This window comes from Micromonospora sp. CNZ303 (assembly GCF_004345505.1).
The window spans coordinates 145,871-172,684 of record NZ_SLVT01000004.1 but is presented as its reverse complement, the minus strand read 5'-3'; the positions used below and the strand labels follow the sequence as shown (position 1 = coordinate 172,684).

General features: G+C 73.6%; 24 protein-coding genes. 7 read left to right on the top strand and 17 right to left on the bottom strand.

Annotated elements, in window-relative coordinates; genetic code table 11:
- Positions 1-37 precede the first annotated feature (37 nt).
- The 7 genes from EV374_RS09140 to EV374_RS09110 form a co-directional block, all read right to left on the bottom strand.
- A complete protein-coding gene (locus tag EV374_RS09140; protein ID WP_132233550.1) occupies positions 38-841 on the bottom strand; it encodes an ABC transporter permease in 804 nt (267 codons plus the stop codon).
- Entirely contained in the window at positions 838-1,752 is a 915-nt protein-coding gene (locus EV374_RS09135) for an ABC transporter permease (protein WP_132233548.1), read from the bottom strand. The genes EV374_RS09140 and EV374_RS09135 overlap by 4 nt, the downstream gene beginning before the upstream one ends.
- A complete protein-coding gene (locus EV374_RS09130) occupies positions 1,749-2,915 on the bottom strand; it encodes an ABC transporter ATP-binding protein (protein WP_132233546.1) in 1,167 nt (388 codons plus the stop codon). The genes EV374_RS09135 and EV374_RS09130 overlap by 4 nt, the downstream gene beginning before the upstream one ends.
- A 5-nt stretch (positions 2,916-2,920) precedes the next feature.
- Positions 2,921-4,105 (bottom strand): polyamine ABC transporter substrate-binding protein, encoded by a 1,185-nt coding sequence (locus EV374_RS09125; RefSeq protein ID WP_132233544.1) that lies wholly within the window; start codon positions 4,103-4,105, stop codon positions 2,921-2,923.
- A gap of 288 nt (positions 4,106-4,393) precedes the next feature.
- Entirely contained in the window at positions 4,394-4,594 is a 201-nt protein-coding gene (locus EV374_RS09120; protein WP_132233542.1) for a DUF397 domain-containing protein, read from the bottom strand.
- Positions 4,585-5,352 (bottom strand): Scr1 family TA system antitoxin-like transcriptional regulator, encoded by a 768-nt coding sequence (locus tag EV374_RS09115; RefSeq protein ID WP_132233540.1) that lies wholly within the window; start codon positions 5,350-5,352, stop codon positions 4,585-4,587. The genes EV374_RS09120 and EV374_RS09115 overlap by 10 nt, the downstream gene beginning before the upstream one ends.
- Before the next feature lie 487 nt (positions 5,353-5,839).
- Entirely contained in the window at positions 5,840-6,208 is a 369-nt protein-coding gene (locus EV374_RS09110) for a DUF3499 domain-containing protein (protein ID WP_132233538.1), read from the bottom strand.
- 198 nt (positions 6,209-6,406) lie between these two features.
- On the opposite strand from EV374_RS09110, the gene EV374_RS09105 reads away from it, so the two are divergent.
- The gene (locus EV374_RS09105; protein ID WP_089001916.1) at positions 6,407-6,856 is read left to right on the top strand and encodes a metallopeptidase family protein; all 450 of its coding nucleotides are present in this window, start codon (positions 6,407-6,409) and stop codon (positions 6,854-6,856) included.
- A 35-nt stretch (positions 6,857-6,891) separates the two neighbouring features.
- Here the strand turns inward: EV374_RS09105 and EV374_RS09100 are convergent, their stop codons facing one another.
- The 3 genes from EV374_RS09100 to EV374_RS09090 form a co-directional block, all read right to left on the bottom strand.
- The gene (locus EV374_RS09100; protein WP_088980572.1) at positions 6,892-7,149 is read right to left on the bottom strand and encodes a WhiB family transcriptional regulator; all 258 of its coding nucleotides are present in this window, start codon (positions 7,147-7,149) and stop codon (positions 6,892-6,894) included.
- A 656-nt stretch (positions 7,150-7,805) separates the two neighbouring features.
- Entirely contained in the window at positions 7,806-10,313 is a 2,508-nt protein-coding gene (locus EV374_RS09095; protein ID WP_132233536.1) for a bifunctional FO biosynthesis protein CofGH, read from the bottom strand.
- A 515-nt stretch (positions 10,314-10,828) separates the two neighbouring features.
- Positions 10,829-11,803, bottom strand: coding sequence for a hypothetical protein (locus EV374_RS09090; protein ID WP_132233534.1), 975 nt, complete (start codon positions 11,801-11,803; stop codon positions 10,829-10,831).
- A 99-nt stretch (positions 11,804-11,902) separates the two neighbouring features.
- Here EV374_RS09090 and cofD point away from each other — a divergent pair, with 99 nt between their 5' ends.
- Together cofD and EV374_RS09080 are read left to right on the top strand one after the other, a co-directional pair.
- Positions 11,903-12,850 carry a 2-phospho-L-lactate transferase gene (gene cofD / locus EV374_RS09085; RefSeq protein WP_132233532.1) on the top strand — a complete coding sequence of 316 codons (948 nt, stop codon included), beginning with the start codon at positions 11,903-11,905 and terminating at the stop codon, positions 12,848-12,850.
- The gene (locus tag EV374_RS09080) at positions 12,847-13,935 is read left to right on the top strand and encodes a coenzyme F420-0:L-glutamate ligase (protein WP_132233530.1); all 1,089 of its coding nucleotides are present in this window, start codon (positions 12,847-12,849) and stop codon (positions 13,933-13,935) included. The genes cofD and EV374_RS09080 overlap by 4 nt, the downstream gene beginning before the upstream one ends.
- A gap of 119 nt (positions 13,936-14,054) precedes the next feature.
- On the opposite strand, the gene EV374_RS09075 is transcribed toward EV374_RS09080, so the two are convergent.
- Together EV374_RS09075 and EV374_RS09070 are read right to left on the bottom strand one after the other, a co-directional pair.
- Positions 14,055-15,059, bottom strand: coding sequence for a winged helix-turn-helix domain-containing protein (locus EV374_RS09075; protein ID WP_132233528.1), 1,005 nt, complete (start codon positions 15,057-15,059; stop codon positions 14,055-14,057).
- A gap of 281 nt (positions 15,060-15,340) precedes the next feature.
- Positions 15,341-16,375: a glycoside hydrolase family 183 protein gene (locus EV374_RS09070; RefSeq protein ID WP_132233526.1), complete on the bottom strand. Its 1,035-nt coding sequence runs from the start codon at positions 16,373-16,375 to the stop codon at positions 15,341-15,343.
- A gap of 39 nt (positions 16,376-16,414) precedes the next feature.
- On the opposite strand from EV374_RS09070, the gene EV374_RS09065 reads away from it, so the two are divergent.
- A complete protein-coding gene (locus tag EV374_RS09065; protein ID WP_132233524.1) occupies positions 16,415-17,074 on the top strand; it encodes an NUDIX domain-containing protein in 660 nt (219 codons plus the stop codon).
- On the opposite strand, the gene EV374_RS09060 is transcribed toward EV374_RS09065, so the two are convergent.
- Both EV374_RS09060 and EV374_RS09055 read right to left on the bottom strand, forming a co-directional pair.
- Positions 17,043-18,134 (bottom strand): sugar phosphate nucleotidyltransferase, encoded by a 1,092-nt coding sequence (locus EV374_RS09060; protein WP_132233522.1) that lies wholly within the window; start codon positions 18,132-18,134, stop codon positions 17,043-17,045. The two genes, EV374_RS09065 and EV374_RS09060, sit on opposite strands and share 32 nt — an antisense overlap.
- 61 nt (positions 18,135-18,195) lie before the next feature.
- Positions 18,196-19,341, bottom strand: coding sequence for a glycosyltransferase family 4 protein (locus EV374_RS09055; RefSeq protein WP_132233520.1), 1,146 nt, complete (start codon positions 19,339-19,341; stop codon positions 18,196-18,198).
- Between the two features lie 150 nt (positions 19,342-19,491).
- Here EV374_RS09055 and EV374_RS09050 point away from each other — a divergent pair, with 150 nt between their 5' ends.
- Complete coding sequence (locus tag EV374_RS09050) at positions 19,492-20,211, top strand: TIGR03089 family protein (protein WP_132233518.1); 720 nt, start codon at positions 19,492-19,494, stop codon at positions 20,209-20,211.
- Positions 20,212-20,440: 229 nt separating this feature from the next.
- On the opposite strand, the gene EV374_RS09045 is transcribed toward EV374_RS09050, so the two are convergent.
- Together EV374_RS09045 and EV374_RS09040 are read right to left on the bottom strand one after the other, a co-directional pair.
- Positions 20,441-22,459, bottom strand: a complete 2,019-nt coding sequence (locus EV374_RS09045; protein ID WP_132233516.1) for an acetoacetate--CoA ligase — start codon at positions 22,457-22,459, stop codon at positions 20,441-20,443.
- A 206-nt stretch (positions 22,460-22,665) separates the two neighbouring features.
- The gene (locus tag EV374_RS09040; protein ID WP_132233514.1) at positions 22,666-23,184 is read right to left on the bottom strand and encodes an acyl-CoA thioesterase; all 519 of its coding nucleotides are present in this window, start codon (positions 23,182-23,184) and stop codon (positions 22,666-22,668) included.
- A gap of 23 nt (positions 23,185-23,207) precedes the next feature.
- On the opposite strand from EV374_RS09040, the gene EV374_RS09035 reads away from it, so the two are divergent.
- Positions 23,208-23,870, top strand: coding sequence for a hypothetical protein (locus tag EV374_RS09035; RefSeq protein WP_132233512.1), 663 nt, complete (start codon positions 23,208-23,210; stop codon positions 23,868-23,870).
- An 81-nt stretch (positions 23,871-23,951) separates the two neighbouring features.
- Here EV374_RS09035 and EV374_RS09030 read toward each other — a convergent pair whose 3' ends face one another.
- Positions 23,952-25,115 (bottom strand): acyl-CoA dehydrogenase family protein, encoded by a 1,164-nt coding sequence (locus tag EV374_RS09030; RefSeq protein WP_132233510.1) that lies wholly within the window; start codon positions 25,113-25,115, stop codon positions 23,952-23,954.
- Positions 25,116-25,364: 249 nt separating this feature from the next.
- Here EV374_RS09030 and EV374_RS09025 point away from each other — a divergent pair, with 249 nt between their 5' ends.
- Positions 25,365-26,792, top strand: a complete 1,428-nt coding sequence (locus EV374_RS09025; protein ID WP_132233508.1) for a UDP-glucose dehydrogenase family protein — start codon at positions 25,365-25,367, stop codon at positions 26,790-26,792.
- Positions 26,793-26,814: the final 22 nt, after the last annotated feature.

Below are 26,814 nucleotides of genomic sequence, written 5' to 3'. Positions count from 1 at the left end.
CAGGGCACGGCCGCACCGAAGGGCCCCTCGCCACCGCTCACGGTCGGCGAGGGGCTCTTCGCGTTCGCAGGGTGGCGGGGAGTATCAGTAGCAGGGCGAGCAGGAACATGGCGGTGCCGATGACGTTGACCTGGGGTGGGATGCCCCGCTGGGCGGCACCCCAGACGTACATGGGGAACGTGACGGTGGTGCCGGCGTTGAAGTTCGTGACGATGAAGTCGTCGAAGGAGAGCGAGAACGCGAGCAGTGCGGCGGCCACGATGCCGGGCAGCGCCAGCGGCAGGGTGATCCGCCGGAAGGTCTGCCACTCGCTCGCGTAGAGGTCCATCGCGGCCTCCTCCAGCCGGGGGTCCATCCCGGCCAGCCGCGCCCTGACGGTGACCACCACGAACGACAGGCAGAACATGACGTGCGCGACGACGACGGTCCAGAAGCCCTGCGGTACCCCGGCGGAGACGAAGAGGGCCAGCAGCGAGGTGCCCATCACCAGTTCGGGGGTGGCCATCGGCAGGAAGATCAGCACGTCGATCGCGGAACGGCCACGGAACCGGTGCCGCGCCAGCGCGAACGCCATCAGGGTGCCGAGCACCGTGGCGACCACGGTCGCGATGAAGCCGATCTGGACGCTGCGCACCACCGCGTCGCACATGTCGGAGGTGGCGCACGGGTTGCGCCAGTTGTCGAGGGTGAACTCGTCGAAGTCGTACGACAGGCGGCTGGAGGGGCGGTTGAAGGAGAGCGCGGCGACCACGGCGACCGGCAGGAGCAGGTAGCCGAGCACCAGCAGCGCCAGGCCCGCCACCCAACGATCGGCCAGCCAGCGGAAGACCCGCGCACTCACAGGACCTTCTCCGGGCGCGTCCGGCGCAGGTAGCCGAAGACCACCGCGAGGATCGCCGCCATCAGCAGGAACGACAGCGCCGCGCCCTGCGGGTAGTCCAGCCGGACCAGGAACGCCGAGTCGATGACGTTGCCGATCATGTACTCGTTGGGGGTGCCGAGCAGTTCGGCGTTGATGTAGTCGCCGCTGGCCGGGATGAAGAACAGCAGCGTGCCGGCGACCAGGCCGGGCATGGACAGCGGCAGGGTGACCCGGCGGAAGGTCCGCAGCGGGCCCGCGTAGAGGTCGCCGGCCGCCTCCAGCAGCCGGGGGTCCAGCCGCTCCAGGCTCGCGTACAGGGGCAGCACCAGGAAGGGCAGGAAGTTGTACGTCAGGCCGAGCACCACCGCGACGGGGGTGGCCAGCAGCCGACCGTCGGGGGCGAGCAGGTGCACGTCGCGCAGCAGTCCGACGAGCCAGCCGTTGTCCGACAGGATGGTCTTCCACGCGAGCGTGCGCACCAGGAAGCTGGTGAACATCGGCGCGACCACGCAGACCAGCAGCAGGTTCTTCCACCGGCCGGCCTTGCGCGCGATGGCGTACGCGAGCGGGTAGCCGGCCAGCAGCGCCAGCACCAGCGCGGCACCCGCGTAGCCGAAGGACCGCCCGAACTGCGGCCAGTACGCGGCGAGCGCGTCCGGGTAGTTGCCGAAGGCCCACGTCATGGCGTACCCGGTGGCGAGCGAGCCGGCGGGGTCGTAGAGGCTGGCGGCGGCGAGTTGGAGCAGCGGCACCGCGAAGAAGACGAGCAGCCACGCCGCCGCCGGCAGCAGCAGCAGGTACGGCAGGAGCCGGTGCCGCCCGGGCGGGCGGGGCGGCCCGGGTGCCGACGGCTGGGCGGTAGGGGTGGGCAGGCGCGCGGGGGCGCTCACGAGAGTGTGCCGACCGGCTCGTCCCGTGCCGGAGCGGCCCGCTCCTGCCCGCCGGCTTCCCGGGGCAGCAGGAAGGCGTGCCGTGGCTCCCAGTACGCCGCCGCCTCCACCCCCACGGGCAGTGGACGGGCCGTGCCGCTGTTGGCCACGAACGCGGTCAGCTCGCCGCCCCAGCCGGTGCGCAGCAGGTACTGGGTGCTCACCCCCACGTAGGAGGCGTCGGTGACGATCCCGGTGACGTGCTGGCATCCGGCGGGGACCTGGTCGACGGAGTCGACCAGGTGCAGCTTCTCCGGGCGTACGCCCAGGTGGACCGGCCCCCGGTCGGCCCGGGCCCGGCCGGCGGGCACCGAGAAGCGACGGCCGTGCGCCGACACCGCCACCTCGTCCCCGGCCGCGCCGGCCGCCTCGCCGGCGAGCAGGTTGGACTGGCCGAGGAAGTTCGCCACGAACACCGTGGCCGGGTATTCGTAGAGGTCGGCGGGGGTGCCGAGCTGCTCGATCCGCCCGGCGTTCAGCACCGCGACGGTGTCGGCCATCGTCATGGCCTCCTCCTGGTCGTGGGTGACGTGCACGAACGTGATGCCGACCTCGGTCTGGATCCGCTTGAGTTCGAGCTGCATCCGCCGGCGCAGCTTCAGGTCGAGCGCGCCGAGCGGCTCGTCCAGCAGCAGCACCTGCGGGCGGTTGACGAGGGCGCGGGCCAGCGCGACCCGCTGCTGCTGCCCGCCGGAGAGCTCGGCGGGCCGGCGGTGGCCGTGGTCGTCGAGCTGCACCAGCGCGAGCATGCCCATGACCTCGTCGTCGACGGAGCGGATGCCCCGCCGGCGCAGGCCGAACGCCACGTTCTCGAAGACGTCCAGGTGCGGGAAGAGCGCGTAACTCTGGAAGACGGTGTTCACGGGCCGCTTGTACGGGCGCAGCCGGGTGACGTCCCGTTCGCCCAGCAGCACCTGCCCGCCGGTCGGCTCCTCCAGGCCGGCGATCATCCGCAGCGTGGTGGTCTTGCCGCAGCCGGACGGGCCGAGCAGGGCGAAGAACGAGCCCTGCGGGACGGTCAGGCTGAGGTCGTCCACTGCGGTGACGCCGCCGAACCGCTTGGTGAGGTGCGCCAGCCGCAGGTCGCCGGCCGGGGTCCCGCGTCCCGCAGTCGTGGCACCCATCCCGCTCACGCCCCGATGACCCGCTGGAACTTGCTCTCGTACTCGCGTTCCTGCTTCTCGTCGAGCGCCATGAAGACCGCCGTCCTGGCGAGCATGGCGGCGTCGGGGAAGATGAGCGGGTGGGCGGCCAGCTCCGGGTCGATCTTCTCCATCTCGGCCTGCGCACCCTGGACGGGGCAGATGTAGTTGACGTACGCCGCGAGCCGGGCGGCGACCGCCGGTTGGTAGTAGTAGTCGACGAGCTGCTCGGCGTTGCCCTTGTGGGTGGCTCTGTTCGGCACCAGCATGTTGTCCGACCAGAGCATCGCCCCGGACTCGGGCACCACGAATTTGATCTTGTCGTCTTCGAAGCCGAGCTGGATGGCGTCGCCGGACCAGCCGATGCAGGCGGCGATGTCGCCCTTGGCGAGTGCCGGCGCGTAGTCGTTGCCGGTGAACCGGCGGATCTGGCCCGAGTCGACGGCCTTCTTCAGCTTGGCGAGCGCTTCGTCGAACTGGGCGTCGCTGAAGTACGCCGGATCGTGGCCGTTCGACTGGAGCAGCAGGCCCATGGTGTCGCTCATCTCGGCCAGCGCGGTCACCCTGCCCCGGAGGTCGGGGCGGGTGAGCAGCTCGTCGACCGTCCGGATCTCCTTGGCGACCCGGCCGTTGTAGGCGAGACCGGCCAGGCCGGACTGCCACGGGACGGCGAGGTGGTCCGAGGGGTCGAAGGACCGGTTGCGCAGCGAGGGCAGCAGGTTGGCCTGGACGTTGGGCAGCTTCGACTTGTCCAGCTTCTGGATCCAGCCGAGCCGGATCATCCGCGCCGCCAGCCAGTCGCTGAGGACCATGATGTCCCGCCCGGTGGGCTGGCACCCCGCGAGCTGGTGCTGCACCTTGCCGAAGAACTCCCTGTTGTCGTTGATGTCCTCGGTGTAGGTGACCCGGATGCCGCTCTTCGCGACGAACGCGTCCAGGGTGGGCCGCTTGGCGGTGTCGGCGTCGTCCACGTCCATGTACTGCGGCCAGTTGGAGAACGTCAGCGTCTTCTCGGTGCCGGACAGGTCCTCGCTGACGCAGCCGGCCTCCGTCTGGGTGGCGGCCCTGGTGCCGCAGCCGGCCAGGGAGCCGCCCGCCGCCAGCAGTGCCGCCGAGCCGAGGGCGCCGGTCAGCAGCCCACGCCGGGTGAGGGGCCGGAGGGGAGTTCGCATGTGACGACTCCTCTGGGTCATCGTCGGCGGGCAGGTGGGAGTGGCGCGCCGACGGGACGTCAGGTGCGGTGAACGACAGATATTGGCATGGGCTGACGGCGACGACGGACGGCGGGTGTCAGCGTGCGCGAAGGGCGATGACGCGACCACATCCCGCTCGACCGCAGGAGCGGTGCGGATCGCCGCAGGAGCGGTGCGGACCGTCGCGGGAGCGGCCCTGTCCCGCCGGTGCGGCGTTCGTCCGCCGCACGCTGCGCCGGCAGGCGTACGCCTGGGGCGCCGCCCCGATCAGCCGGCGCGCCCGTGCCGGCCGGCCGACCCGACGAACGCCCGCCAGGCGTCCGGCGCGAAGGTGAGCACGCCCCCGGCGCGGTCCTTGCTGTCCCGCACGAGCACCCGACCGGGCAGGTTGTCGGCCACCTCGACGCAGTCGCCACCGTTGTTGCTGCTGCGGGTCGCGGTGCGCCAGCGGGCGTCGGTCATGTCCATGTCGTCGCCACTTCCCCGATCAGCTCGATCGACTGCCGTCGCGGCAGCGCCTCGCCCGCGACGCTCTCCCATCTCGCGCCCAGGCTAGCAACGTCGGCACTCTCGGTCACCACCTGACCGCGAAGCTGGTTGTCCACATAGGCCGTCTCGGCGCCGTCGGGCAGGCGGATCAGCACGAACGGCCCGGCGAGCCCGGTGTGCCACGGCGTCCCGGCGGGGATCACCCGCACCTGCACGTGCTCCTGCGCGGCGACCGCCAGCAGGTGGGCCAGCTGCCCGGCCATCACCGCCCGGTCCCCCACCCGCCGGCGCAGCACCACCTCGTCGATCACGGCGACGAGCTGGGGCGGGGCGTCCCGGGCCAGGATCGCCTGCCGGGCCAGCCGGCCGCCCACGATCTCGTCCACCTCGGCCGCCGGGAGCAGACCGCCCGTCGCCAGCACCGCGCGGGCGTACCCCTCGGTCTGGAGCAGGCCCGGCACCAGCGATGGCTGATAGGACCTGATCGAGACGGCGTCCTGCTCCAGCTCGGCCCACGGCCGGAACCACGGCAGGTCGCGGCGGCGGAACGGCTCGGGCCACAGCTCGGCGGCGTCGCGCCCGAGGACCTCGGCGACGGCGAGCCGGGTCCTGGGGTGCGGGATCCGCCCCGAGGCGAGCCACCGCCCCGCCGTCTTCGGGTCGACGCCCACCTTCTCCGCCAGCGACTCGGCGGTCTCGCCCTTCTCGGCCATCGCCACCCGAAGTACCTCGTTCACCATCCGACCTCCCGCGCCCGCGATCACACTGGGGCGCACGGTAGCCACGCAGCGTGCCCTTGTCGTGGCGCCGCCGGCGTGTCGCGGCGGGATCTGTTTCGCGCATCCGAGGTGGCCGACGACCGCCCGGTAAAGGCCCTGGACATGCCTGCGCGGCTGCGTCGGGGCCAGACATCGGAACGAGGGGATCGCACCCGCGAAGGGGCCGCGCGCCGGCCACGCCCGACCCACCTCATCCGCGCTGTCGAGCTGATGTCGCAGACGACTCAGCCCTCGGCGGCGCGCCGCGATGTCGTAGACGATTCAGCTCGACAGTGCCCGGCGTGCCCATCCGGCCGCAGGCAGGCCATCGCGCCCGTCCGGCCGCAGGCAGGCCACCGCGCCCGCGCGGACTTCCTCCCCGGCGCCCGTGACTCCCGCCGCGACCATCGGCTGCGGCCGGGACGCGCCGAGGCGGCGGTGGGACGGGCGCCGCGGGGGCGGCGGATCAGTGGTTCGGGGGGATGACGCGGAGGTGACCCCGGCGGCCCGTCTGGGGGGTCGAGTTGACGGTCTGGTCGTCCTCGGGCGGGCGCGGCGCCACCGGGCGGGCGGCCTCACGGACGGCCTCGGCGAGGGCGACCAGATCGTCGGTGGTGGGCGGCGGGGGCTCGAACTCGCCCTCGTGCCGGACCACGTCCCAGCCGCGCGGCGCCGTCAGGCTCCGGGCGTGCGGTTCACAGAGGTCGTACGTGTGCGGCTCGGCGAACGCCGCCAGGGGGCCGACCACCGCTGTCGACTCGTTGTAGACATAGGTCAGCGTGGCGACCGCTTGCCGGGGGCAGCCGTTACGGGAGCAGCGCCGTGGTGACCTCACGGCGGCAGGGTATCTCCATTACCGGGTCCGGCGCACTGCTTCGCGTTGCGACACGCCCGTCACGGTGATCACAATTCGGCCGGTTGCGCGCCGGCCGGCCACCGGGCGGGCGAGCGCCAACCCGCGGATGCCGACCGCGCCGCGCCGCGCCAGCGGCGCTGCCGCAGGCCAGGTCGGTGCGGGCGCTAACCTTTCCTCATGACGAGCCCGGAACACCGCCGCCCCGGCCCCGGCCGGCGCGCCCACCGCGACCGGCACGGGCGCGGCCTGCGCGGGCGGCTGGTGCCGGCGACGGTGCCGTTGGCGCGCACGAAGGCGGAGATCTTCGACGACCTGGTGCTGGACACGGTCGAGACCCTCGAACGGCGGTTCGCCAAGGAACTGGCCGGGGTCGAGTTCGCTGTGGAGGACGTGCCGCCGGACCTCAACGTCTACGACTCCGATGTGCTGGAGGACGGCGAGGTGCCGCTCGCCCGGCTGCTGCCGGGTCGCCCCGGCCGGCAGGAGGTGCCCCCGCGGATCGTGCTCTACCGCCGGCCGTTGGAGTTCCGTGCGATGGACCGCGAGGACCTCGCGGATCTCGTGCACGACGTGATCATCGAACAGGTGGCCAATCTGCTCGGGGTGGACCCCGACGAGTTGGCCTGAGCCGGGCGGCCCCCACCGCCCCGGCCCGGCAAGGCTCAGGCGACCCGCCGCTTGAGCTTGCGCCGCTCCCGCTCGGAGAGCCCGCCCCAGATCCCGAACCGCTCGTCGTGGCCGAGAGCGTATTCGAGGCATTCCGTCTTCACCTCGCAGCGCGAGCAGATCCGCTTCGCCTCGCGGGTCGAGCCGCCCTTCTCGGGAAAGAACGCCTCCGGATCGGTCTGGGAGCAGAGCGCCCGCTCCTGCCACTCCGGCGCGTTTCCGAGCAGGTCGGCCACCTCAAGCTGGCCGTCCATCAGATGCCTCCTTGTCGCGCACCGGCGTCATCGCCGCTGCAACCCCCCACGCGGAAGGCGTGCTTGTCCGTACGGTCCCGATTTGTTGCGTTCCGCGCGAACAACCCCATTCAAATTACACGCGTGTAATGCGTGCGCCGTCAAGCTGAACTTGATAATGGAGTCGCCCTCCCGACAACACTCCGGACGGCCACCCGGCCACCCGGCCTCGCAACCTGCCCTATCGATTCAGACCCCGGCCGAGTAACGCCCTCTCCGGCGAGTTGCCCGAGTTTTCTCCCGTGGCGCCTCCCCGCCGACCCGACGGGGAAGGCCGATGAGGACCCTCGGAAGTCACCCACCACGATCCGTTGATCTTGGTGGGGCACAGGTTAACCCGAGTTGGCGCGGACCGCCCGTCGAGCCGGAGACGCCGACGGCGCTGCGCCCACGATGTGGACGCGGCGCGGCGGCACGACGGCGTCCCCCGGATCGCGGCGAGCCGCCGACACGCTGCTGGGCCGGACGGATCCGGCCGTCCCTCCACTTGCGACAGAAATCCTCAAGACCGGCCGGCGCTCGTCCCATCAGGCGGTACGGACGCGGCTCACGCGACCGGCCCGGCCGGCGGCGTGCAGCGCGGTGTCCTTTGTGGACGGTCAGGCGACCCGTCGATGCTAGGGACGAGGGCTGCCGTACGCGGTCGTGCGTTTGCGGGCCGGTCGTCCGGCGGCCGTCGCGATGGCGATCAACTGCTCCTCCGTACGGGCCGAGCCGTTGCCGGAGCCGGCCATCCGGGAGATCGTCTCCTCCATCAGCGTGCCGCCCAGGTCGTTGCAGCCGCCCCGCAGCATCGCCGCCGTGCCCTCGTCGCCGAGCTTCACCCACGAGCACTGGATGTTGTCGATCCGGCCGTGCAGCAGCAGCCGGGCCATCGCGTGCACGACCCGGTTCTCGCGCCACGTCGGCCCCGGGCGGGCGATGCCGGCCAGGTAGATCGGCGCGTTCGTGTGTACGAACGGCAGCGCCACGAACTCGGTGAACCCGCCCGTACGGTCCTGCAACCCGGCCAGCACCCGGAAGTGCGCGAGCCACTGTGCGGGGTGGTCCACGTGGCCGTACATCATGGTGGAGCTGGACCGGATGCCCAGCTCGTGGGCCGTGCCGACCACGTCGACCCAGGCGGCGGCCGGCAGTTTGCCCTTGGTGAGCACCCAGCGCACGTCGTCGTCGAGGATCTCGGCGGCGGTGCCCGGGATGGTGTCCAGGCCGGCCTCGCGCAGCCCGGTCAGCCACTCCCGCACCGGCACGCCGGCCTTCGCGGCGGCGGTGACGATCTCCATCGGCGAGAACGCGTGCACGTGCATCCCCGGCACCCGCGCCTTGATCGCCCGGACCAGGTCGGCGTAGACGGTCACCGGCAGCTTCGGGTCGATCCCGCCCTGGAGACAGACCTCGCTGGCACCGGCCGCCCACGCCTCCTCGGCCCGGTCGGCGACCTGGTCCACCGAGAGCCGGTACGCGTCGGCGTCGCGCTCCCGCTGGGCGAAGGCGCAGAACCGGCAGCCGACATAGCAGACGTTGCTGAAGTTGATGTTGCGGTTGACCACGTACGTCACGTCGTCGCCGACCGCCGCCCGGCGGACGTCGTCGGCGAGCCGGCACAGCTCGTCGAGCGCCGGCCCGTCGGCGGCGAACAGCGCCAGCGCGGCGTCGGCGTGCCGGGGCTCCAGCAGCGCCGCCGGGTCGTCGGCCGCCAGCCGCAACCCCGCCCGCAGGTCGCCGTCGGTGCCGCTCCCCGCCCCGGCGGTGACCTTGCCGGCCACCTCCGACCAGTCGCCGTAGACGTGGTCGAAGTCGCCGCGCCGGTCGCCGGTGCGCCCGGTGGTGTCGATGGTCGCGTGCAGGTCGGTCCGGCCGCCGTACGTCTCGTCGGGCTCCTGCCAGGGCCGGCCCACCGGTCGGGCCGCCTCCACGGCCAGCCCGGTCGCCGGGTCGGCCAGCGCGCCGACGTGCGGCAGCAGGCGCGGGTCCAGCCACGGGTCGCCGGCCCGCACGTACTCGGGGTAAATCGTCAGCCGCTCGCGCAGCGTGAAGCCGGACTTCTCCGTGTGCCGGGCCAGCTCGTCGATCTGCGGCCAGGGGCGCTCCGGGTTGACGTGGTCCGGCGTCAGCGGGGACACCCCGCCCCAGTCGTCGATGCCGGCGCGCAGCAGCAGGTCGTACTCGCCCGCGATGAGGTTCGGCGGGGCCTGGATCCGGGCCTTCGGCCCGAGCAGCACCCGGGCCACCGCCACCGTGGCGGCCAGGTCGTGCAGCTCCGCGTCGGGCATCCCGCGCATCGCCGTGTCCGGCTTCGCGCGGAAGTTCTGCACGATCACCTCCTGGAGGTGGCCGTACTCGCGGTGCGCCCGGCGGATCGCGAAGATCGCGTCGACCCGCTCGGCCGGGGTCTCACCGATGCCGATCAGGATGCCCGTGGTGAACGGCACCCCGACCCGGCCCGCGTCGTCGAGCACCCGCAGCCGTACCGCCGGCTCCTTGTCCGGCGAGCCGAAGTGCGGACCGCCCGGCTCCGACCACAGCCGCGTCGCCGTGGTCTCCAGCATCATCCCCATGCTGGGCGCGACGGGCTTGAGCCGCTGCAACTCCGACCAGGAGAGCACGCCCGGGTTGAGGTGCGGCAGCAGCCCGGTCTCCTCCAGCACCGCCACCGCGCAGGCGCGCAGGTAGTCGAGCGTGGAGTCGTAGCCGCGCTCGTCCAGCCACTGCCGGGCCGCCGGCCAGCGCTCCTCCGGCCGGTCGCCGAGCGTGAACAGGGCCTCCTTGCAGCCCTGCGCCGCGCCCGCCCGCGCGATGGCGAGCACCTCGTCCCGGTCGAGGAAGGCCGCCGGCAGCCGGTGCGGCACGGTCGCGAAGGTGCAGTAGTGGCACCGGTCCCGGCACAGCCGGGTGAGGGGAATGAAAACCTTCTTCGAGTACGTGACCACGCCCGGCCGCCCGGCCTCGCGCAGCCCGGCGTCGCGCACGGCGCCCGCCACGTCGAGCAGTTCGTCCAGCGCCCCGCCCCGGGCGGCCAGCAGCGCGGTGGCCTCGTCGACGTCGAGCGCCCGCCCGCTCGCGGCCCGGTGCAGTGCCCGCCGCACGCTCGCATCGGTCGGGCCGGGCACGGTGCGATCAACCATCCGCCCAGCCTAGGCGCTCATCCGCCCCGTCCCACCTCACCCACCCGGCCCACACCGTGACCCAGCGCACCCCACCCCCGCTCCCCTCCCCGCGCCCACCCCGCCGCCGACCCCCGGCACCCGCTCCCCACCGCGCCCCGGAGGCGACTACCGGGCGCGCCTCCGAGGCGGCTACCGAGCGGCCTGCGGGCGGCTGCCGGGCGGCCTGCGGGCGGCTGCCGGGCGGCCATCGGGCGACTCGGAGGTGGCTGGGCAGCTCCCGGGGCGGCTCCCCGGCAGCTCCCCGGCAGCTCCCGGGCGTTGATCAAGAGGTTCTGGCCTCAGCGGGCACCTTTTGCAGGCCAAAACCTCTTGATCAACGCGGCCTGGGGGCGGGGTGGGGCAGGGGCAGTTGGGTGGGCAGGGCAGTGGGGGTGGGACGGCGAGCGCCCCGCACGGGGAGCCGTGCGGGGCGCTCGGGTGGGGCGCTCGGGTGGGGCGCTCGGGTGGGGCGCTCGGGTGGGGCTGGGTCGCGGTCAGCGCGGGGCGTCGGGGCTCTCGCCGGGGTTGATGCGCTGGGTCCGGTCGGTCTCGTCGGCGGCGGGACGCGGAATCGCCTGGGTGGGCTCCGCCGGCTCGACGGGCTGGCGCGGAATCGCCTGGGTCGGGTCGGCCGAGGGCGGCTGGCCGAACGGCGGGGCGCTCTGCGGCTGGCCGAACGGGGGCGCGGACTGCGGGGTGGGAGCGGCGGGGGGCGCCGACTGCGGGGCCGGGGCGAACGGCGAGCCCGGCTGCGGGCCGCCGGCGTACGGCGCGGGCTGCTGACCGTACGGAGCGCCGTAGGGGCCCGGCGCCTGCCAGCCGCCCTGCTGACCGGGAACCTGCTGACCGGGGACCTGCTGACCGGGGACCTGCTGGCCCGGGACCTGCTGGCCCGGGACCTGCTGGCCCGGGGCGGGGTAGCCGCCCTGCTGCTGGGGCCAGCCGGGCTGGGGCTGGCCGTACACGCCCGGCTGCGGCTTCGGCTTCGGCACGTAGTAGAGGGTGCGCCAGACCTTGAACACGACGTACGCGGCGACGGCGAACAGCGCCAGCCAGGCCACGCGGCTCAGCAGGCCCAGGAAGGCGTCGAGGATCTCGCCCTCGGCCAGCCGGTCGACCGTCCAGAAGAGGAAGGTCAGCCCGCCGAACAGCGCGCTGACGGCGTACTCGCCCAGGGCGACCTGGGTGATCAGCTTCGCCTTCGGCACCGGGGGCTTCACGTGCGTGGCGAGCAGCACGGCCAGCAGCGGCAGGAACACCGACTCCACGCCGACGAAGGCGAAGAAGGCGCTGCCCGCCCGGCCGCCGATCGTGCTGTACTCGGTGGGCGTCACCAGCCGGATCAGGCCGACGAAGAGGAACACGGCGTTCGCGCCGAGGAGCACGAAGGCGGCGAGCTCACGCAGCGGCTTGGTCAGTTGGCTGGCCTGCGTCGCGTCGGTGGACGCGGGCTCGGCGGGGCTGGTCACGGGATCCCCCTCGGGGCGAATGCGGACAGTTGCCGACGTGAGCCTAGTCTCCCGGCCCACACGCGGACCGGAGGCGGCCCGTACGCGAGGATGGGCGACATGCGCATCGTGGTTCTGACGGGCGGCATCGGAGGTGCTCGCTTCCTGGTCGGCGTGCGGGCGTACGCCCGTGAGGCCGGCGCCGAGGTGACCGCCGTGGTCAACGTCGGCGACGATCTGCTCCTGCACGGGCTCAAGGTCTGCCCCGACCTGGACAGCGTGATGTACACGCTGGGTGGCGGCGCGGATCCGGAGCGGGGCTGGGGGCGCGTCGGCGAGAGCTGGACGGTCAAGCAGGAACTGGCCGCGTACGGCGCCGAGCCGAGCTGGTTCGGGCTCGGCGACAAGGACATCGCCACCCACCTGGTGCGGACCACGATGGTCAACGCCGGCTACCCGCTGCACGCCGTCACCGAGGCGCTCGCCGCCCGCTGGCAGCCCGGCGTACGCATGCTGCCGGCGACCGACGACCGGCTGGAGACGCACGTGGTGGTGGAGCTCGACGGCGGCCAGCGGGCGATCCACTTCCAGGAGTGGTGGGTACGCCACCGCGGTGACGTCCCCACCCACCGGTTCGTCTTCGTCGGCGCGGAGGCCGCCCGGCCGGCACCCGGCGTGCTGGAGGCCGTCGCCGGGGCCGACGTGGTGCTGATCGCGCCGAGCAACCCGGTCGTGAGCGTCGCCCCGATCCTGGCCGTGCCCGGGCTGCGCGAGGCGGTCGCCGACGGCCCCGCGCCGGTGGTCGGCGTGTCGCCGATCATCGGCGGCGCGCCGGTGCGCGGCATGGCCGACCGCTGCCTGGCGGTGCTCGGGGTGGAGTGCAGCGCGGCCGGCGTGGGCCGGCTCTACGGCGGCCGGTCGGCCGGCGGGCTGCTCGACGGCTGGCTGGTCGCCGAGGAGGACGCCGACACGGTGGTGCCGGAGGTGACGGTCCGCGCGGCACCGCTGCGGATGACCGACGAGGCGGCGACGGCGGCCATGGTCCGCGCCGCGCTGGAGCTGACGTGAGGCTTGAGATCCTGCCGGTGCCGGGCATCGGCCACGTGTCCGAGGGCGACGACCTGGCGGCGCTGATCGCCACCGCCGCGCCCTGGTTGCGCGACGGCGACGTGCTGGTCGTGACCAGCAAGATCGTCTCGAAGGCGGAGGGGCGCCTCGTCGACGTCCCGGCGGACGGGCCCGAGCGGCTCACCGCGCGGGACGAGGTGCTGGCCGCCGAGACGGCGCGGGTGGTGGCCACCCGGGGCGCGACCCGGATCGTGCAGACCCACCACGGCTTCGTGATGGCGTCGGCCGGCATCGACGCCTCGAACGTCGACAAGACCCGGCTGGTGCTGCTCCCCGAGGACCCGGACGCCTCCGCCCGGGCGCTGCGCGCCGCCCTGCGCGAGCGCCACGGCGTGGACGTCGCGGTGATCGTCAGCGACACGATGGGCCGGCCCTGGCGCAACGGGCTCACCGACGTGGCTCTCGGCGTCGCCGGGATGGACGCGATCCGCGACCACCGGGGCGAGGTCGACCCGTACGGCAACGAGCTCCAGCTCACCCAGATGGCGGTGGTGGACGAGCTGGCCGGCGCCGGCGAGCTGATCAAGGGCAAGTGTGACCAGATGCCCGTCGCGGTGGTGCGCGGCTACCTCGCCGCGCCCCGGCCCGACGACGGTGTCGGCGCGTCGGCGCTGGTCCGGGACGCGTCGATGGACCTCTTCTCGCTGGGCACCGCCGAGGCGAGGGCCGCCGGGCTGGCCGCCGCCGCCACCCTGCCGGACGGCCCCGGCCCGACCCCGCCCGACCCGGAGGCCGTACGCCGGGCGATCGGCACGGTCGCGGGCGTGATCGCGCCCGGCACGGTCTTCAGCCTGGTCTCCGACGAGGAGGCCCGCGCCGGGCTGACCTCCCGGGTGCCCGGCTGGCCGGCGGAGGCGACGACGCTGGTGCTGGGATCCCCGGCCACCCCGGCCAGCCCGGTCGACCTGGTCCGCTTCGGCGCCGACCTGCAACGCCTCCGCGCCGCCCTGGCGGCCGAGGGTGTCGCCTCCCTGCTGCTCCCCCCGCCCCCGGGCACCACCGCCAGCGCCGCGCTCGCCCTCTGACGGCACCCGGGCGGAGTCACCAGCCGCCCCCGCCCGGGACCGGCTGACGGCACCCGGGTGGGCAGGGGCACCGTCACCAGCCGCCCCCGCCCGGGACCGGCTGACGGCACCGGGCGCGCTCAGGAGTTGAGCATCGCCCGCCCCAACGGGGTCAGGGTGTGCAGGACGGTGTTGCGGTCGCGCTGGCTGACCAGCAGGCCGGCGTTGCGCAGCACGGTGGTGTGCTGGCTCGCGGCGGCGGCCGAGATGTTGAGCCGGCGGGCCACCTCGCCGGTGGTGCAGCCGTCGTCGCTGGCGGCCAGCACGGCGGCCCGGGTCCGGCCGAGCAGCGCCGCCAGCGCCTCCCGCCCCGGATCCGACGCACCGGGTCCGCCGCCCTCGCCGGGGGCCGGCAGCAGGCCGCCGAGCCGGTCCACCGGATAGACGAGGACCGGGGGCAGAGCCGGATCGAGCAGGGCGACCGGCGTGGCCGCGCAGAAGAACGACGGCACCAGCAGCAGGCCGCGCCCGCCCAGGTGCAGCTCCCGGCTGTGCGGGTAGTCGCGGATCTCCAGCATGCCGGCCTCCCAGCGCATGGCGGGCCGCATGCTGGCCAGCAGCCCCTCCACCCCGCCGTCGAGCAGGGCGCGGGCCCGCCTGGCCCGGTCGGCCTCCACCGCGGCCTGGATCCGGGTCCAGTACGGGTCGATCGCCAGGCCCCGGTAGCGCTCCATCGCGCCGGTCAGACCGCGCAGGATGTCCGGCTCCCCCCGGGCCAGCGCCCCGGCGCCGACGGGCAGGGCACTGTTGGCGGCGAGCAGCGCCAGGTCGCGTTGCAGCAGGGCCGTGGGGGTGCTGCGGACCGCCTCCATGCCGGCGTCGAACCCCGACACGCTGTCGTACGGGGTGAGGAAGTCGGGGAAGTAGCCGCGGGGCGGGTTGAGCGTCAACAACAGGCGCAGTCCCGCCGAGTCGCTGACCTCGCGCAGCCCGCGCGTGACGCTACGCCGCCAGCCCGCCAGCAGCGGATCCCGGCCACGACCGGGCAGCAGGTGCAGGCTGAGAACCAGCTCCCACACCGGATCCGCCGCCGGAGCCACCCGGGTCCGGAGGATGTCCTCGGCGGAAAAGTAGATCTTCAGCATGGACGGCTCCCGCGTCGCCCGGCAGAGGGGATGCCTGGCAACCGTTTGCACTGTACCTGGCCGGCACTTATCTCCGTCTTTAAGCGTGGACTGAAAGACCTCGACGCCTCCGGGGGCCGTTCGGCATGCTCTCACTGCCCGTACACGGGGGCGGGCACGTCACCCGACGCGCCTGGAAACGGGCACCCGGGGGACGGGGAGAGACCGGCGACCGGGCGGCACCACGAGGGTCTGCGGCCGTGTTCCGCGGAGGTGTCGTCCGGCCGCCGGTCCACCACAGCTCAGGCGACCCAGAGCGCCACCCGATGGTCCTCGTCGGTGACGTAGAAGCTCTGCCCGTCCCACTCGGCCACTCCCTCCACGTGGTGGAACGGCGCCAGGTCCGCCACCAGCTCGCCGGGGACCAGATGCTTGTCGCCGGGTGCGCGAAACCGCACGTGCCGGGAGGTGACCTCGCCGCCGGCCGGATGGTCGTCGAGCAGCACCGAACCCTTGCCCAACGCGTCGATCGACCCGACGATCGCCGCGTAGCCGCCGTCGTCCGTGGGCGTGATCGCCCGGAAGCCGGCCAGCGCGCCGGGCGGCGTCACCCCCGTCAGGACGTACGCTCCCGCCGCCCGCGGCCAGCTCGGCGCCGAATCGAACATCTCCGGCACACCGGTCAGCTCGACCAGGATCGGCTCGCCGTCGGCGGTGACCGGGAACCGCAGCCCGAGCAGGACCCCGCCGGCCGGCGTGAAGGCCGCCGCCTCCACGTTCAGCGGCAGGTCGTCGGGGACGAGCCGGTCGACCCAGCCCTTCGACCGGGCGGTGCCCCGGGCGACGGTCTCCCCGATGAACCGGGCCCGCACCCGCTCGCCCGGCGGCAGCGGGGTGAACGCCGCCTTCAGCAGGGCGTCGTTGACCGCCCGGTGCAGCCGGAACCGGTTGCGCACCACCTGCACCGGCAGGGGGCCCGCCGCCGCGTCGTCCTCGCGGAACCGGGCCACGAAGGCGCGTCGCGGGCGCAGCGGTCCCGCCTTCGAACCGAAGTGGGACCCGAAGACGTACACCCAGCCGTCGTGGTGGGCGAGCGCCTCGCCGTCCTCCGTGCGACCGTTCTCGGCCCCGGCGTCGGCGGCCACGTGGTGGGCGACCCAGCGGCCGTCGTCCAGCTCCAGCAGCAGGGCCAGGCAGTGCTCCACCGGCCCCTCGTCGAGCACGGTCCAGAAGCCCCGCCGGGCACCGTGCGCCCGCAGCAGCGGCACGGAGCGCACCGGCAGCAGGTCGCTGGCCTCGTTGCCGGCCACGACGAACTCCAACAGTCGCAGGGTCACCGGGCCAGGGTACGAAGCGTCGGCTCGTACAGTGTCGACATGGCCGACTTCCCCACCGCCGCCTCCCGACCGTCGGGCGCGGAGCCGCGCGCGGCCGCGCCCGCCGAGACGGACGAGGCGCGGCACGCCGAGGTGTACGCGGCGCTGCACGCCGACGCCGTCGCGACGCTGAGCCGGTGGGAGCCGACCGGCCCGGCCGCCGCCGAGGCCCGCGACCGGACGGTCGCGCTGCTGGCCGCCGGGCCGGTGGCGATGAGCCGGGCGCACCGGCCGGGGCACGTCACGGCGAGCGCGCTGGTGCTCGACGCCACCGGGTCGCGGGTGCTGCTCTGCCTGCACGGCAAGTTCCGGCGGTGGGTGCAGCTCGGCGGCCACTGCGAGCCGGCCGACCGGACCCTCGCCGCCGCCGCCCTGCGCGAGGCCGGCGAGGAGTCCGGCATCGCCGGCCTGCTGATCGACCCCGTCCCGATCGACGTCGACATCCACCCGGTGAGCTGCCAGGGCGGCTCGCTGCACCACGACGTGCGCTTCGCCGTGCTCGCCCCTCCCGGGGCCGTGGAGCGGGTCAGCGAGGAGTCCGAGGCGCTGGGCTGGTTCCCGCCGGACCGGCTGCCGGAGCCGCTGGCCGGCGGGACGGCGCACCTGGTCGCCCCGGCCCTGGCGACGCTCAGACGAGCCCCTCTTCGCCCCGTTCCTTGAGCTCGTCGACGACCTTCTTCACGTCCTGTGCCCGGTCGCGGGGGCAGACCAGCAGCGCGTCCGGGGTGTCGACGATGACCAGGTCGCGCACGCCGACGGCGGCCACCAGCCGTCCGGAGTGGGGCACCACCACCAGTCCGGTGCTGTCCCGCAGCAGCACCCCCGGCTTGGCGTCGGCGCCGAGCACCACGTTGCCGTCCGCGTCGGCGGGCAGCACCTCGCCAAGGGTGTGGAAGTCGCCGACGTCGTTCCAGCCGAAGTCGCCCGGCACGGTCGCCACCCGGCCGGCGGTCGCCGCCCCCTCCATCACCGCGTAGTCGACGGAGATCTTCGGCAGCGTCGGCCAGACCGTGCCGAGCACGTCGTCCTGCTCCTCGGTGCCCCATGCCTCGGCGATCGCGACGATCCCGGCGTGCAGGGCGGGCTGCTGGCGGGCCAGCTCGGCGAGGAACACGTCGACCCGCCAGACGAACATGCTGGCGTTCCAGAGGTGCCGCCCGGAGCGCAGGTACGCCTCGGCCACCTCGGCGCTCGGCTTCTCCTTGAACTCGGCCACCGGCCGCAGTGGGCCACCGTCGACCGGGTCGCCGGTCTGGAGGTAGCCGTAGCCGGTCTCGGCCCGGGTCGGGGTGATGCCGACCGTCATGAGCAGGCCCTGCTCGGCGCCGCGTACCGCCTCCCGGACGACCTCCCGCCAGCGCTCCGGGTCACCGATCAGGTGGTCCGCGGCGAAGGAACCCATCACCGCCTCCGGGTCGCGCCGCGCGATGACCGCGGCGGCCAGGGCGATCGCCGCGCACGAGTCCCGGGGCGAGGGCTCGACCAGGATGTTCTCCTCCGGCAGCCCGGCGAGCTGACGCGCCACCGCCGTCACGTGCGCGGTTCCGGTGACCACCAGGGTGCGTTCGGCGGTGGTCAGCGGACCCAGCCGGTCCACCGTCGCCTGGAGCAGCGAGGCGGCGGAGCCGGTCAGCGGGTGGAGGAACTTGGGATGGCCGGCGCGGGACAGTGGCCACAATCTCGTGCCACTGCCACCCGCCGGGATCACGGCGTAGATCACCCGCACATCATGCCCGATTCGCCTGACCGGGGACGCCTTCTCGCGCCGCCGGCCACGGCGGTCATGCCCGGGCCCGGCTCCAGGCGGCGATGTGCACCTCGGCGCTGGACTCCCAGGTGAACTCCTTGGCCCGGTCGAAACCGGCCTTCGCCAGGGACAACCGCCGCTGCTCGTCGTCGAGCAGCGCGGCCAGGTCCGTGGCGATCTGGTCGGGCGCCTCGCTGGTGTACGCGACCGCGTCGCCGCCCACCTCCGGCAGCGACAGCCGGGGCGTGGTGAGCACCGGGGCGGCGCACGCCATCGCCTCCAGGATCGGCAGGCCGAAACCCTCCCCGTAGGACGGGTAGGCGGCCACCAGCGCCCCGCCGAGGAAGCCGGGCAGGTCCGCGTAGCGGAGATAGCCGGGGCGGAGCAGCCGCAGGTGCGACGGGACCTCCGCCACCGCACGGTCGATGTCGTCGTCGTGCCCCTGACCGCCGGCGATCACCAGGGCCGGCGGATCCGCCCGGTCGACCACCGCGCGGGCCCAGCCGCGGATCAGGTTCGGCACGTTCTTGCGGGGCTCCTTGGCACCGAGGAAGGCCACGTAGTTGGTGCCGCCGAGCCCCAGCCGGGCCCGGACCCGGGCCTTCTCCTCGTCGCTGGGCGCGTGGAAGGCCGCGTGGTCGACGCCGTGGTAGGCCACGTCGATCCGGGTGGGGTCCGCGTCGAGCAGCCGGATCAGCTCGTCCCGGGTGGCCTTGCTCGGCACGATCACCCGGTTGGCGCGGCGCAGCGACGTCTTGATCGCGCTGCGGAAGAAGGTGCGCCGCGACTTGTCGTAGTGCTCCGGCTCGGTGAAGAACGTGGCGTCGTGCACGGTCACCGTGACGGGACAGCCGGCGCGCAGCGGACAGGTGTAGAAGGGCGAGTGCAGCACCTGCGCGCCCACCTGCTGGGCGAGCAGCGGCAGGCCGGTCTGCTCCCAGGCGAGCCGGGCGGGACGGTGCGCGACGGCCGCCGGGGCCGGGACGATCTCCGCACCCGGCAGCATCCGGGTGTAGCGCTCCAGGTCCGTACGCAGACAGACGACGGCCAGGTCCACCCCCGATCCGCACACCTTGCCGAGGGCGCCGAGCAGGCCGTCGACGTATCGACCGACACCACCACGGTCGACGGGGACACTCGTGGCGTCGATGAGCACGCGGGGCGGGCGGCCGGCGGTCACGGGGCGACTCCTTGAACTGACGGAACTGTGGGGAACAACACTCCGGCAAGCCTACGCCGGAGCCCGGCGCCGACGCTGACTGCGACCCGACGGTACGCCGACTTCTCGCTGTCATCGAGTACGGCCGCCGGGGGCGTATCGTTCGCGCCGATGGCCGACAACATTGCCCGGGTCTTCGCCGACGCGATCGCGACCGACCCGACCCGACCGCTGCTGACCTGGTACGACGACGCCACAGGTGAACGGACCGAGCTCTCCGGGGCCACGCTGGCGAACTGGGTGGCCAAGACGGCCAACCTGCTCGTCGACGAGGTGGGCGTGGGCCCCGGCGACGTCGCCGGCGTGTTGCTACCCCCGCACTGGCAGACCGCCGCGGTGCTGCTCGGCTGCTGGTCGGCCGGGCTGACCGTCGCTCTTCCCGGGTGGCGGGGAGCAGCAGCAGACGACACGCCGGGCGACGTGGACGTGCTCTTCACCGCCGCGACCCGGGTGGCCGAGGCGGACGCCTGGTCGGCGGGCGAGCGGTACGTCCTCGCCCTCCACCCGTTCGCCCTGCCGATGCGCCAGGTGCCGTCCGGCTTCGCCGACTACGTGTCGGAGGTGCGCGCCCACGGCGACCACTTCAGCCCGTACGCCCCAGGCGGCCCGGGCGAGGCGGCGCTGCTGGACCGCGCGACCGCCCGCGCCACGGAACTGGGCATCGCCTCCGGCGACCGGGTCCTGATCGACACGGGGAGGTATCCCGATCCGGTCGACTGGCTGCTCGCCCCGCTGACGGCCACCGCCACCACGGTCCTCTGCGCCAACCTCGACCCGTCCACCCTCCCCACCCGCACCACCACGGAACGAGTAACCCACCCCCTCCCCTGACGCCCACCCCTCCCGGCCCCGCCGCCCCGCCCGCCCCGCCTCGGCGTCGATCATGCAGTTGTGGTGGGCGGAAGACGCCATTAAGCCCCCTTTGCGAGGCGCCACAACTGCATGATCGACGCGCGCCAGCGCGGCGACGCACGGGCCGGGGCAGCGACGCGCGCCGGCGCGGCGACGCTCGGCCGGGTCGGGGGCGGAGGGAGCAGGGCGGGGCGGCGGGAGGTGTGGGTCAGGGGCGGGGGGTGCGGGTCTGGGCGAGGGTGGCGAAGGCCGTGAGGGACTCCGGGTTGGCCAGGGCGCCCCTGGCCGCCGCCGAGTCCACCGGGGTGCCCGTGAGGATCTTCTTCACCGGCACCTCCAGCTTCTTCGCCGACAGGGTGCGCGGCACGGCCCGCACCTGGTGGATCTCGTCCGGAACGTGCCGGGGCGACAGGGCCGTACGCAGCTCGCGGCAGATCTTCTTCCGCATCGCGTCGTCCAGCTCCAGGCCCTCGGCGAGCACCACGAACAGCAGCAGCTCGCCGGCGCCGCCCTCGTCGTCCTCCAGGTGCACGACCACCGAGTCGACGACCTCGTCGAGCCCCTCGACCACCGAGTAGAACTCGGCGGTGCCGAGCCGCACGCCGCCCCGGTTGAGGGTGGCGTCGGAGCGGCCCGTGATCACGCAGCCGCCCCGGTCGTTGATGGTGATCCAGTCGCCGTGCCGCCAGACGCCCGGGTAGAGGTCGAAGTACGCCTCCCGGTAGCGGGTGCCGTCCGTGTCGTTCCAGAAGCCGACCGGCATGCTCGGCATCGGCTCGGTGATCACCAGCTCGCCCAGCTCGCCGACGACCGGCGTACCGTCGGCCGAACGGGCCTCCACCTTGGCGCCGAGCGCCCGGCAGGTGATCTCACCGGCGTGCACCGCGAGCAGCGGTACGCCGCCGACGAAGCCGGTGCAGACGTCCGTGCCGCCGGAGAGCGACTGGAGTTGGAGGTCGTCGCCGACCGTCTCGTACACCCAGGTGAAGCCCTCGGCGGGCAGCGGCGCGCCGGTCGAGCCGACCCCACGCAGCGCGGAGAGGTCGGCAACCTCCTTCGGTACGAGCCCGGCCTTGCGGCAGGCCAGCAGGAACGGCGCGGACGTGCCGAAGTACGTGGTGCCGGTCTCCCCGGCCAGCCGCCACAGGGCGCCCAGGTCGGGGTGGCCCGGGTTGCCGTCGAAGAGCACGATCGCCGCGCCCACCGCCGGCCCGGAGACCAGGAAGTTCCACATCATCCAGCCGGTGGTGGTGAACCAGAAGAACCGGTCCGCCGGGCCCAGGTCGTGGTGCAGGGCGAGCATCTTCAGGTGCTCCAGCAGGATGCCGCCGTGGCCGTGCACGATCGGCTTCGGCAGCCCCGTGGTGCCGGAGGAGTAGAGCACGTAGAGCGGGTGGTCGAAGGGGACCGGCGTGAAGGTCAACGGCTCGTCGGTGTCGGCGGCCAGCTCCGACCAGGCCAGTGCTCCCTCGAACGCGCCCGCCGGCCGGTCCGGAGCGCCGCCGGACGGCGCGGTGGCCGGATCCCCGGCCGGGTCGAGGTAGGCGATGCCGACGGTGTGCTTCACCGACGGCAGGGCGGCCCGGATCGCGGCCACCTCGCCGCGCCGGTCGACCGGCTTGTCGCCGTAGCGGTAGCCGTCCACCGCGACGAGGACCTTCGGCTCGATCTGCTGCCACCGGTCGGTGACGCTGCGGGTGCCGAACTCCGGCGCGCAGGAGGAGAAGATCGCGCCCAGGCTGCTGGTCGCGAGCAGCAGCACGTACGTCTCGGGGATGTTGGGCGCGTAGGCGGCGACCCGGTCGCCGGCGGTGACGCCGAGCCGGCGCAGCCCGGCGGCCACCCGGCGGACCTGCTCGCGCAGCTCGGCGGCGGTGAGGGTGACCGGCGCCCGGGTCTGGCCGTGCGCGATGACCACCGGGTCGTCGTCGGCCAGGCCCGGCATCCGCAGCACGTTCTCGGCGTAGTTGAGGGTGGCGCCGGGGAACCACCTGGTCCCGGGCATCCCCCGGCCGCTCAGCGTGGCGGTCGGCGGGGTGTGCGCGACCACCTCGAAGTGGTCCCAGACCGACCGCCAGAACGCGTCGAGGTCCGTGACCGACCAGCGCCACAGCTCGTCGTAGTCGGCGAAGTCCAGCCCCCGGTGCTCGCGCAGCCAGCGCAGGTAGCTTCCGATCCGGGACCGCTCGCGTACGTCCGCCGGCGGCGTCCACAGCACGTCACCCACTGCTCCACCCTCCCCTGGCCCCGCACGACACTGTGAAATGGGCCGTGGCGCCATCTTGCCCTACCTCAGAGCGCCATTCTCCGTACCCGACCTCCGTCGGCGCACGTGCCGAACCCACATGCCCTGCCGCCCTGCGGTGTGTGCCGCGTCAGGAAGGGCACCTTCCTAACGCTTTTGTAGAGGAAGGTGCCCTTCCTAACACCCGGTCAGCCGGCGCGGTGGGCCTGGATGGCGCGACGGCGGGCCAGCCGGTGGGCGCGGCGGATCTCCGCCTCCCGGAACCGGCGCTCGTCCTCCGGGCCCTCCGGCAGCACCGGCCGGACCGCCCGCGGCGCGCCGCCGAGGTCGACGCCCACGAAGACCAGGTACGCCGTGGCCACCCGCACCGGCTCGTCCTCGGCCGAGTCCCACCGCTCGGCCACCACCCGGACGCCGACCTCCATCGAGGTCTGCCCCGTCCAGTTCACCTGGGCGTGCGCGTGCAGCAGGTCACCGACGCGGACCGCCTCGGTGAAGACGATCTCGTCGATGGCCGCGGTGACCGCCGTGCCGCCGCTGTGCCGGGCCGCGGCGGCCCCCGCCACGTCGTCGATGAACTTCATCAGCACCCCGCCGTGCACGGTGCCGTAGAGGTTGACGTCGACCGCGGTCATGATCCGGCTCAGGGTGACCCGGGAGTAGGAGGTCGGCTTGCCGGCCGGCGCGGTGGAGGGGTGCTCGGTCATGTCGGAAACGGTACGGTGCGCGGATGCGACATCTCTGGAGCTTCCTCGCGGGGTTGGTGGTGGCGCCCGTCACGTGGGTGCTGGTCACCCTCGGGCAGGACGGGTCGGCGGGCACCGTCGACCGTTGGGTCGAGATCGGCACGTCGAACTCGGCCAATCTCATCGAGCCCGCCGTCTACCTCGCCGTCGGTGGGGTCCTGCTCGGCCTGCTCGGCACGCTGCGCACGTCACCGCTCGGCCCGCTCGTGGCCGGGCTGCTGCTCGCCACCCCGTACGTGGCGATGTTCGTCGCGCCCTTCGAGGTGCGGAACCGCATCCCGGACGGCTGGAAGGTCTTCGGCGACCCCCTGCCGCTGCACCTGCCGGTGGAGAACGGCACGCTCTTCCTGATCGGCCTGCTGCTGGTCGTGGCCACCTTCAGCGGGCAGCGCTGGCGGCGGTGGCCCCGACCGGCGGTCGAGCCGACGCCGGCGCCCGCCGATGGGCCGGAGCGCAACGACTTCACGCTGACCGACTGGCCGCCGGCCGAGTCGACCGACCGGGACACCGCCCCGCCGAGCCTCGGCTACCCGGACCCGACGCCGACGGAGCCGCTGCCGCGCCGCACCGGCGGGGGGTCGCCGTGGTCGGCGCCGCCGCGCACCGGCAACCGGCCGGAAGAGGACACGACGACCGAGATCAAGTGACGCCCAGGCCGGGAGACGGCCGGGCCGGGAGCCGGGTGAGGATGCGGGCGGGCCGGACGAGCGGCCCGCCCGCCGACCGGCTCAGCCCTTCAGGAGCTGGCGGGCCATCACGATGCGCTGGACCTGGTTGGTGCCCTCGTAGATCTGCGTGATCTTGGCGTCCCGCATCATCCGCTCGACCGGGTAGTCCCGGGTGTAGCCGTAGCCGCCCAGCAGCTGCACGGCGTCGGTGGTGATCTCCATGGCCGCGTCCGAGGCGAAGCACTTGGCCGCCGCGCCGAAGTAGGTCAGGTCGGCGTCGCCCCGCTCGGACTTGCCGGCCGCGGCGTACGTCAACTGCCGGGCCGCCTCCAGCTTCATGCCCATGTCGGCGAGCATGAACTGCACGCCCTGGAACTCGGCGACCGCCTTGCCGAACTGCTTGCGCTCCTGGACGTACCCCTTGGCGTAGTCGAGCGCGCCCTGGGCGATGCCGATGGCCTGCGCGGCGATGGTGACCCGGGTGTGGTCCAGGGTCTTCATCGCGGTGCCGAAGCCGGTGCCCTCGGCGCCGATCATGCGGTCGGCGGGGATCCGGACGTTGTCCAGGTAGACCTCGCGGGTCGGCGAGCCCTTGACGCCGAGCTTCTTCTCCGGGGCGCCGAAGCTGACCCCGGCGTCGGACTTCTCGACCACGAAGGCGGAGATGCCCCGGGACCGGGCGGACGGGTCGGTGACCGCGAAGACGGTGTAGAACTCCGACACCCCGGCGTTGGTGATCCAGCGCTTCACGCCGTTGAGCACCCAGTGATCGCCGTCACGCACCGCGCGGGTGGTCATCGACGCCGCGTCGCTGCCGGCCTCCGGCTCGGAGAGGCAGTACGAGAACATCGCCTCGCCCGCCGCCACCGGGGTCAGGTAGCGCCGCTTGAGCTCCTCGGAACCGGCCAGCAGCAGCGGCATCGTGCCGAGCTTGTTGACCGCCGGGATCAGCGAGGACGAGGCGCAGGCCCGCGCCACCTCCTCGATCACGATGGCCGTGGCCAGGGCGTCCGCGCCCGCGCCGCCGTACTCGACGGGGACGTGCGGGGCGTGGAAGTCGGCGGCCCGCAGCGCGTCGTAGGACGCCTTCGGGAACTCGCCGGTCTCGTCCGCCTCGGCGGCGTGCGGCGCCACCTTGGCCGCACAGACCTCACGGACCGCCTCCCGGATCGCCTCGTGCTCCTCGGGCAACCGGTAGACGTCGAACGACTGCTCTGCGGCCATGTCGGCCCCTCCCCTTCACCGCTATCATGCGCTGTCTGTAGCGTCTCCTGACCGCCGACGGCGCAGACTGAAGGATAGCGACCCGGTCCGGGGTCATGTTACCGCCGCGTAGCTTGGACGTGGCGGAGCGCCGACGCCGCCCGGCGACGATGGAACAGGCAGACGTTAGAGTCCCTCCGGTGCCCGCCCAGGCGCCGCAGCAGAACGCGACGCGACGACGCGACGCCAGCGCGAGCGGAGAAGACAGGCGTGACGATCCCGTACCCCAACACCCAGCCGATGCCCGCCATCGCTGCGGTGACGCCCCCCTCCGGCGCGCAGCGACCGCGGGTGACCTTCCTGGGCACCGGCTATCTCGGCGCGACCTACGCCATCTGCTACGCGGAACTCGGGTACGACGTCCTCGGCTTCGACGTCGACGCCGACAAGATCGCCATGCTCAACGCCGGCGAGGTGCCGATCCACGAGCCCGGGCTCGACGAGCTGCTCAAGCGCAACCTGGCGGCCGGGCGGCTGCGGTTCAGCACGGACATCGCCGAGGTCGCCGACTTCGGTGACGTGCACTTCATCTGCGTCGGCACGCCGCAGCGCGCCGACGGGATGGGCGCCGACCTGTCGTACGTCGAGGCGTCGGTCACCAGCCTGGCCCAGCACCTGACCCGCAAGGCGCTGATCGTCGGCAAGTCGACCGTGCCGGTCGGCACCGCCGAGTGGGTGGAACAGCTGGTCAGCAAGCACAGCCCCGCCGACCTGGGCGTCGAGGTGGCGTGGAGCCCGGAGTTCCTCCAGGAGGGCTTCGCCGTCGACGACGTGCTGCGGCCCAACCGGATCGTCGTCGGCGTCAAGAGCGAGTGGGCCAACGGCATGCTCTACGCCGCCCACAAGGGCGTCTTCGACCTGGCTGCCACCGAGGACCGCGAGGTGCCCCTGGTGGTCACCGACTTCGCCACCGCCGAGCTGGTCAAGGTCGCCGCGAACGCCTTCCTCGCCACCAAGATCTCCTTCATCAACGCGATGGCCGAGGTCTGCGAGGCCTCCGGCGGCGACGTCACCCACCTCGCCCGGGCCATCGGCTTCGACCCGCGCATCGGCAACCGGTTCCTCCAGGCCGGGCTCGGCTTCGGCGGCGCCTGCCTGCCCAAGGACATCCGCGCGTTCCAGGCCCGCGCCCAGGAACTGGGCGCCGGGGAGGCGCTGCGCTTCCTGCACGAGGTCGACCTGATCAACCTGCGCCGCCGGACCCGGGTCGTCCAGCTCGCCGCCGAGCTGCTCGGCCGCCGCTCCGGGCCCGCCGGACCGGATCTCTCCGGCACGCGCGTGGCCGTGCTCGGCGCGACCTTCAAGCCCAACACCGACGACGTACGCGACGCGCCGGCGCTCTCCGTCGCCTCGCTGCTGCGCAAGGCGGGCGCCGACGTGCACGTCTACGACCCGCAGGGCATGGAGCGGGCGCGCGCCGTGGCACCTGAGCTGGTCTACGAGCCCGGCATCAACGAGGCCGTGACCGGGGCGGACCTGGTCTGCGTACTCACCGAGTGGGCCGACTTCCGCAACGCCGACCCGGTGGCCCTCGGCGAGCTGGCCGCCGGACGCAAGGTGGTCGACGGCCGCAACTGCCTGGATTCGGCACTGTGGACGCAGGCCGGCTGGGAGTACCGCGGCATGGGCCGCCCCTGACGATCGACGACCGACGGCCGGT